Source organism: Skermanella aerolata KACC 11604, assembly GCF_000936425.1.
Lineage (GTDB): Bacteria > Pseudomonadota > Alphaproteobacteria > Azospirillales > Azospirillaceae > Skermanella > Skermanella aerolata.
Genome location: NZ_AVFK01000105.1, coordinates 1 through 7,573 on the forward strand (window position 1 = coordinate 1; position 7,573 = coordinate 7,573).

4 protein-coding genes are annotated in these 7,573 nt (G+C 60.8%); 3 read left to right on the top strand and 1 reads right to left on the bottom strand.

Annotated features, from left to right (window positions below; all coding sequences use genetic code 11):
- The coding region (locus tag N826_RS37925; protein ID WP_157599426.1) for a DUF4347 domain-containing protein at positions 1-2,944 on the bottom strand (2,944 nt) is incomplete at its 3' end.
- Between the two features lie 829 nt (positions 2,945-3,773).
- On the opposite strand from N826_RS37925, the gene N826_RS37935 reads away from it, so the two are divergent.
- From N826_RS37935 to N826_RS41150, 3 genes are all read left to right on the top strand, one after another.
- Positions 3,774-4,952: a cupredoxin domain-containing protein gene (locus N826_RS37935; RefSeq protein ID WP_052832791.1), complete on the top strand. Its 1,179-nt coding sequence runs from the start codon at positions 3,774-3,776 to the stop codon at positions 4,950-4,952.
- Between the two features lie 118 nt (positions 4,953-5,070).
- Positions 5,071-6,141 (top strand): multicopper oxidase domain-containing protein, encoded by a 1,071-nt coding sequence (locus N826_RS41145; RefSeq protein ID WP_052832792.1) that lies wholly within the window; start codon positions 5,071-5,073, stop codon positions 6,139-6,141.
- A 15-nt stretch (positions 6,142-6,156) separates the two neighbouring features.
- Positions 6,157-7,089 (top strand): SCO family protein, encoded by a 933-nt coding sequence (locus N826_RS41150; RefSeq protein WP_052832793.1) that lies wholly within the window; start codon positions 6,157-6,159, stop codon positions 7,087-7,089.
- Positions 7,090-7,573 lie beyond the last annotated feature (484 nt).

Consider the following 7,573-nt stretch of genomic DNA (forward strand, 5'->3'; position numbering starts at 1 on the left):
CGGCGCTGACCTCGGCGGTGTAGACCGGACCGGTATCGTTCTCGGCGAAGACAGCCGAAGGGTCCGAGGTGATGACCAGGGATCCGCCGGTGTCCGCCTCCATCCAGGACCCGCCGGCCAGACCCGTGGCCGCAATCGTGTAGGTGCCGGTAACGTCCGGATCATTGGCCGACACCACCACAATGTAGCGGGTAAAGGGTTCGAGAAAAACGTCGGGAATGGTGGGCCTGTAGTCCTGCGCTGACGTATCGTCGTTGGCGTAGATCAGGTTGTTCAGCGGGTGTTTAGGGTCGAAGCTCGTCTTGTAGACAGCCATGAAGACGTCGGAGCCGAACAATGCGTCCGGGATTTCAGCCGCTGAGATGGTGAAGGTAAAGAGGCCCGCCTTTGTCGGCGTGAAGGTCGTCGCCGCGTAGGAGTAAGCCAGATCGGAGGTGGCGGTGATCTGATTGCCCCGGTAGACGGTCGGGGTGGCATCGGCACCCTGTCCGTCCGCGAGTGCCAGATCGGCCGGTGTCCAGGGCCGGTGATAGGTGCTGCCGCCCAGCACTCCCGACGTGGTCACCACGGCCGGGACCGACGGGTCGATCGTCAGCGTCGCGGTTGCCGGGACGGTCGAGATGTTGCCTGCCGGATCGGTGGCGGTCACCGAGATCGTGTTGGCGCCACTGGCGTCGAGTACCAGGGTGCCGGCAACAGGCTTGGCGCTGCCGAGATCGACGCTCCAGACGCCGTCGCTGGCCTTGGTGGAATATGTTGCTCCCGCCACCGTGACGATGACGGTGGAGTCGGTATCGGCGGTGCCGGTGATGATCGGGGTCGTATCGCTGGTCACCGGCGCCGAGGTGATCGCCACGGCCGGAGCGATGGTGTCGATCAGCAGTGTCTGCGTGGTGGAGCTGGTGTTGCCCGCCGGATCCCTGGCTGTCACCGAGATGCTGTTGGTGCCGTTGTCGTTGAGTGCCAGGATGCCGGAAAGCGGCACTGCGGATTTCAGGTCGAGGCTCCAGGTGCTGTTGGTGGCGGTGAACGAATAGGTCGCGTCCTCCACCCTGACGGTGACGACGGAGCCGACCTCGGCTGTGCCGGTGATGATCGGGGTCGTATCGCTGGTCACCGGCTTCGAGGTGATCGCCAGGATCGGCGCGGTGGTGTCGATGATCAGTGTCTGGCTGGCGGTTTCGGTGCTACCGGTAGCGCCGACGCTTACCGTGACGCTGTTGGCGCCGTTGGGATCGAGCGCCAGGATGCCGGTGAGCGGCACTGCAGAACCGAGGTCGAGGCTCCAGCGCCCGTCCAGGCCTGCCACAGTCTCATAGGTCGCGCCCGCGACCTCGACAGTGACCGTGAAACCCGGCTTGGCGGTGCCGGTCAGGATCGGCGCGGCACTGCTGGTCAGCGCTGTCGACGTAATGGCCGGGATCGGACTTTCAGCCACATCGGTGACGGCGATGGCGATATCCTTTACGGCGGTGCCGCTGCCGTCGCTAACGGAAAGGGTTACGTTATAGATGTTGTCGCCGCTGCTGTCGGCGGGGGTCTCGAAATCGGGCGCTGTCTTGAAGGTGAGGACGCCGGTGGTGCTGTTCAGCGTGAACAGGGCGGCGTCGGCGCCGCCGAGCGTGTAGGCGACTGCGCCATCGGCCGAGCGGGTGTTGACCGTGGCGGCGTAGACGGTGCCGGTGCCGTTTTCCAGGAATGAGACAACGTCGCCGGATGTTATGATGGGCACGGCGTCCGCGTCCGGTCCTGCCCAGGTGCCCAGTGACGGTCCAGTCGCCTCGATGGTGAAGCTTCCGGTGGCGCTGGGACTGAACGAGGTGATCACTACGATGTAATGACCGAAGGCGTTCAGCGGAACGTCGGCAATCTCGGACCTGAAATCAGACTCGGCGCTCGCGCTGTCGTCATTGGCATAGAGCAGGTTCTTCAGCGGATCCTTCGGGTCGAAGCTCGACTGATAGACGGCCATGAAGACATCGCCGGCATCGGTCGTCGAACCGGAGAGGTCGGCTGCCGGGACTGAGAAGGTGAATGTTCCCGACGAGGTGGGAATGAAGGTCGCAAGCGCGTAGTTGTAAAGCTTGGACGAGGTCTGGGTAATCTGATCGCCGGTATAAACTGTGTCGGTTGCCTCGGTACCGCCTTCCTTCACGATGGCGATATCGGCGGGCGTCCAGGGGCGGTAATAGGTGTTGGTGGCGCTAATCCCGCCGCTGTAGGAAGAGATCGCCGGCAGAAGGGTGAATGGATAGCTGGTGATGCTGAGAGCCTCGGTGGTGACACCGCCGCTGATTGTCTCCAGCACCCAGTCGCCGCCTGCTGCGGATGAGCCGGTCAGGCCGGAGGAGGCGGCCACGCCGGCGCCGGTTGCGGCCGCAAGCTTTGTCACGAACCCTGCGCCGTCGTTGCCCTTGCCGATCTCGCAGCCGTAAATCAGCAGATCGCCGTCTTCGTTCAGGCAACCGCCGATCGTGGCCAGCTGCTCCTGGACCGTCGGCGACGACAGGCTGGCACCGGTAAAGACGTCATTGCCCAAATGCAATTGAGCCTGCGTGCCGTGGGAGAGGAGATGAATGGCGTCGTAGCCGCTGCGCTCCCCTGCCCAGGCCGCCATCTGCGCCAGACCGCTGGTACCGTTCTGGAGCAGGAGCACCGCGACACCAGGACGGACGCCCGTTACCAGAATTTGGTGGTCGGCTACCGAAGCATCGATGAAGGCTGCCTCCTTGCGGCCGCCGTTCGATCCGGGATCGACCGGACGCAGCTCCAGCGGTCCGGCCAGGTGTGCCGCGCTTGGAGCAGCGAGAGCCGCGCCTTCGCTTCCTGCTCCGGTGCCAGCAGAAACACCTTCTGACCGGAATGCAGCGGGAAAATCTGAACCTGAATGTGAGGGCGTCGGCCTGACGCTCTCAGACGATGAGTCTTCAGCAATGTCGGTCATAATGCTCTCGATAGGATAAATTATGAACAAATGGTTGCCAAAAGCGGTGGGTTTCGGGTAGCCCCAACAGCGATCTAACCCTTAAGATAAATTTTATGCTTTATGGGTTGTACTTGAAGGATCAGGAAATAAGTTGCGTCTACCGAGTCCGGGACGCCTAAATCCTGTTCATCAGATGAGAAAAAAGTCACACATGGAAGGACCCTGGCAGGAAGCACCGGAGCTTCATGAACTTTTTCTTGAACAGTTAACGGTGCTGCTTGCCAGAGCCGCAGATACGTCGCCTAATTGTGCAAAATGGACTTCTATATCAAAAGCATGAGGTGCTTGCGGCAATCGATCACACTTCATAGGCCGATTTTTCCGCGATAAAGGATTAAATTTTCGTTTATTGCTCGTAACCTTTCGTGCAATATCTCTTCGACCAGATATCGAACGCCCCACCGTTCCTGCGGTGGGTCCATCGTCACAGCTTTCAGAAGAGACCTCGCATGACCTCAGGTCAGACCATCTCGATCAAACCCATCCGGTGACCCTGTTCCGGCTGGCAAACATTTGCCGATCATCGACTCCTTAGCAGGCGTCTCACCTTTCCAATCAAGGTGGCACACAGGCTTATCTATTCAGAAGAATGCTTTATCCAGATTTCTGGACGTATCAGAAAATAAAAGAGAACCTATAATTATCAGTGCCACTATTTTAAGCGGATGAGTAATTTTGATAAATAACTGTCGTAAGTGTTCTAAATACAAGATCGATATTTTCGTTAGATAATCGACTGTAATTGTCCTAACGCCCGTCTTTCTTTTACCTAAAAGAGTGATTATCTATGCTCAGACGTCATTTCCTGAAGTATGGCAGTGTATTCGCGGCCGTGACTACAGCCTCGCTGCCATCGCTGCTCACTGCAAAGACAACCGACCTCAGCGATGCCGCATCCGACGGCGACGCCGATTTCGATTTGGAAATCGTCGACGTTGATGTCGAACTGATCGACGGCAGCGTCGTGCCGATGTACGCCTTCGCACCTGTCGGTCAGCCGCCGTCAATTCCGGGGCCCATTCTCCGGGTCAAGCAGGGCGACGTTGTTCGCATCGATCTCCGGAACTCAAGCACCAGGTCGCACGGCTTTCAGATCCTGGGCCAGTCGATGTCCGCCGTCACCGGCCTGGCGCCTCACGACGACGACGGCGAGGACAAAGTCCGCATTGAATTCGTCGCGGGCCTTCCGGGAACGTATTTCTACATCGACGGCGACAACGCCCCGATCAATCGAGTGCTTGGCTTGCACGGTGCCCTGATCGTCGAACCCAGCAACGGCTATGCCGACGGCAAGACCAGGAAGAAGCCGATGCCCTACGCGCCCACTGTGGCGCCCGCCTGCCTCAAGGATCTCTTCAAGGCTCTTGGCGAAAAAACAATCAACGGCCTGCCGGCCCGTTTCCCCGGCAAGGCGTGGGAACCCGGGCGCGAGTACGTCTGGATCTTCAATCAGATCGACCCGGTCCTGTGCCGCCGGATCGCCGCCGGCGACAACCTTTCGGCGTCGGAATTCCTGGAGGAATTCCATCCACGCTACTTCACGATCAACGGACTGTGCGGCCTGGATTCGGCCCACGACAAGGCAACCTGCCCGACCGGACATGTGGGTGAGCCGGCGCTGCTGCGCACGATGAATGCCGGGCTGGCGACCCATTCCCCGCATATCCACGGCAACCATGTCTTCGTGCTGACGCAGAGCGACGCCTATGGCGCGCCTGTGTATCAGGACAATCTTTTCGAGCACGATGTCTGGCTGATGCCGCCGATGATGATCAAGGACGTCCTGCTGCCCTTCACGATGCCGCCCGACCTGCCACCGGCACCCTGGAAAATGGCGCAGGAAAAATATCCGCTGCGCTATCCCATGCACTGCCACAACGAGATTTCCCAAACCTCCGCCGGCGGCTCCTATCCGATGGGGCTAGTGACCGACTGGCATATCGACGGGCCCCTGGCAACCGGCTGAGGATCAGCCGCGGCCTGCCGGACGGTTCCGGCAGGCACCCTGCCCCCCTATTCAATCAATATGAGACGACCTTCGGCGATTGTATTGCACCGGACCGAAGGCCCTGGAGACGTGCCCCATGACAACCCTCTACCGTCCCATTTCCGATCCCCTGGAATTCGATACCTTCGGCTGCCATCCCTTCGAGAATGACCCCGCGACACCGGATCGAACCACCCGGCAGGTCTTCCTGCGCCGGCAAGTCTCTGACTGGAACGTCAACATGAAGGACGGCTCGCAGCTGCAGTTCTGGGGCTTCAAGGATCCCGATATCTCCGGCAGCGATTCGCCCTGGCCGTCCAAGACCATCCGGGTCAAGCAGGGCCAGATCTTCCATTGCGAGTTCAAGCCAAGCAAGGGTGCCCACACCATCCACTGGCACGGCATCGAACCGACCCCGATGAACGACGGCGTCGGCCACACCTCGTTCGAGGTCAAAAGCAGCTATACCTACCAGTGGTGCGCCCACCAGGCCGGTACCTACCTCTACCACTGCCACAAGAACACGGTGCTGCACTTCGAAATGGGCATGTATGGCGTGCTCATCATCGACCCGACCACAACGAGCCCGGACCGGAACAACCCGCAGTACCTGTACGACCCCTTTGATCCCGCCTCAACGACCGAGGCGCCCGGGATCACCGTCGGCGCTCCCTATGCGGCGGAATCGATCCTGGTGTTCGACGACGTCGATCCCAGATGGCACAAGCTCGATCACAATGCCGGCATGTGCGGCGACGATGTCGGGCTCGACAAGTTCAATCCGACCTACTTCCTGATCAACGGCGTCCACAACGGAAAAACTCAGACGGATACGCGCACCGTCACGAAGGCGACCGCCGGGCGCAACGTCCTGGTCCGCCTTGCCAACGCCTCGTACAGCAAGCTCTACGTCACTCTTGAGATCGACGCCTGGATCGTCGAGGTGGACGGGCGCCCGCTCAGAAGCAACAGCGCGAAAGGGGCTTTCGGCAGGCCGAAGCTCCTGCCCAAGGGGACCAGGCTCGAGGTTGCGGTGGCGCAGCGCTACGCACTCTGGATCCCGAAGATTCCGCGCGGCGATTATCGGATCACCGGCAGCTTTCATCACTGGGTCACGAACAGGAAGCATTTTGATGGCGAGGCAGTCGCCAGGATTACCGCAGCCTGATAGGGATCACGGATCATGTACACGATAACGCATCTCAAGCGGGCCGGGCGAACGGCTGCGGTTGCCGGAATCCTGATGGGGGGGCCGGTCCTGTATTTTAGTGCGTCGCTGACCTTCGCCCACGACGGCCACCATCAGGCGGCACAAACAGCCGGACCTGCTTCCGGCCACGGCGGCCCGGCTCCCGCCGTCAGCGCCGAGCAGGCGGGCGGCCACGGCGGCTACGGCGCCCACAGCGGCTGGCCGGAACCGAAGCAGCTCGGCGGTGACTTCAGTCTGACCGACCATACAGGGCGCAAAGTCACTCTGGCCGATTTCAAAGGCAAGGCGACCGCCTTCTACTTCGGCTACACGCAGTGCGGCGACATCTGCCCCATCATCGGCACCAAGCTGGGGATGGCTGTCGACCTGATGGGGGACAAGGCCGATCAGGTCAACATCGCCATGGTCAGCGTTGACGATCGCAACGATGGGCCGGAGCAACTCGCGGCTTTTGTGGCCAAGCAGCATCCCCGCCTGATTGGGCTGTCCGGATCCCGCAAGGAAATCTACGACATCGCGGCACGCTTCCGGGTCCGTCGCGATTATGTGATGCAGAACCAGGTCGTCAGAGAGGGGGCCGGGGAAATTGGCGTCGATACAGACGAAGCCCATGGCGGCCACATCTCGCACCAGACCCCCCTCCAAAACGAGACAGGAACTGTGGGAGAGACAGCCGTCTCGTCCAACGTCCATCAGGCAGGGGCGGCTATTCCTGACGGCTCAGCCAAGCGGATCAGAATCCGCTCCGCCTCTGACGACGCGACACGGTTGCATAACATGGCGATGGCGCATACCACACACATCTATCTGCTGGACAGCCAAGGGCAGGTGGTCAGATATATCTATCCCAGCCTGACGCCTGAACAGCTCGCCAGACAGCTGACCGATCTGCTCGGCGAGGGGTGAACGACGGCTGGAGGCCGGTACCAAGCCCCAAACCGCTGAACAGGTTGCTGCCCTCCGGGTACCGCGGGGGGCTGCCGCCACCCTGCGGTACCCGGAACAAAGGGCTCCGATCGATTTTCCACGGCTCGAACTCCTGGTCGTGCGGACCATCTTTGGGTCGGCGGCTCGGTCACAGACCCCGCGGTCATGCACTGTCTCAGCGGTGTCAAAATCGATGCTCTGACTGGCTCTCCTCGCTGAAGCGAGAGCGGCCTTGCCGGTCATGCAACCTTGAGGAACTCCGATACGCCAGTGTTGGCGAACCGTTTCGGACTGGCGGAGCGGTTTTTCCAGCGGTGGAGTGTTCACCGCCTGGTCGCGGTCCGCGGGGCGATCTCCGTCCCGTCCCGACATACGCTGGGTTTGTTTTGTTTCAGCAGGTCCCGGCTGCCGGCTTGGGACTGTCTAGCGATTGGGGGAGCGGTCGTGATCAGGGTATGACCAG

Excerpts from the sequence above, each read along its gene's own strand:
- N826_RS41145 (WP_052832792.1), top strand. The coding sequence starts at position 5,071 with ATGACAACCCTCTACCGTCCCATTTCCGATCCCCTGGAATTCGATACC.
- N826_RS37935 (WP_052832791.1), top strand. The coding sequence starts at position 3,774 with ATGCTCAGACGTCATTTCCTGAAGTATGGCAGTGTATTCGCGGCCGTG.
- N826_RS41150 (WP_052832793.1), top strand. The coding sequence starts at position 6,157 with ATGTACACGATAACGCATCTCAAGCGGGCCGGGCGAACGGCTGCGGTT.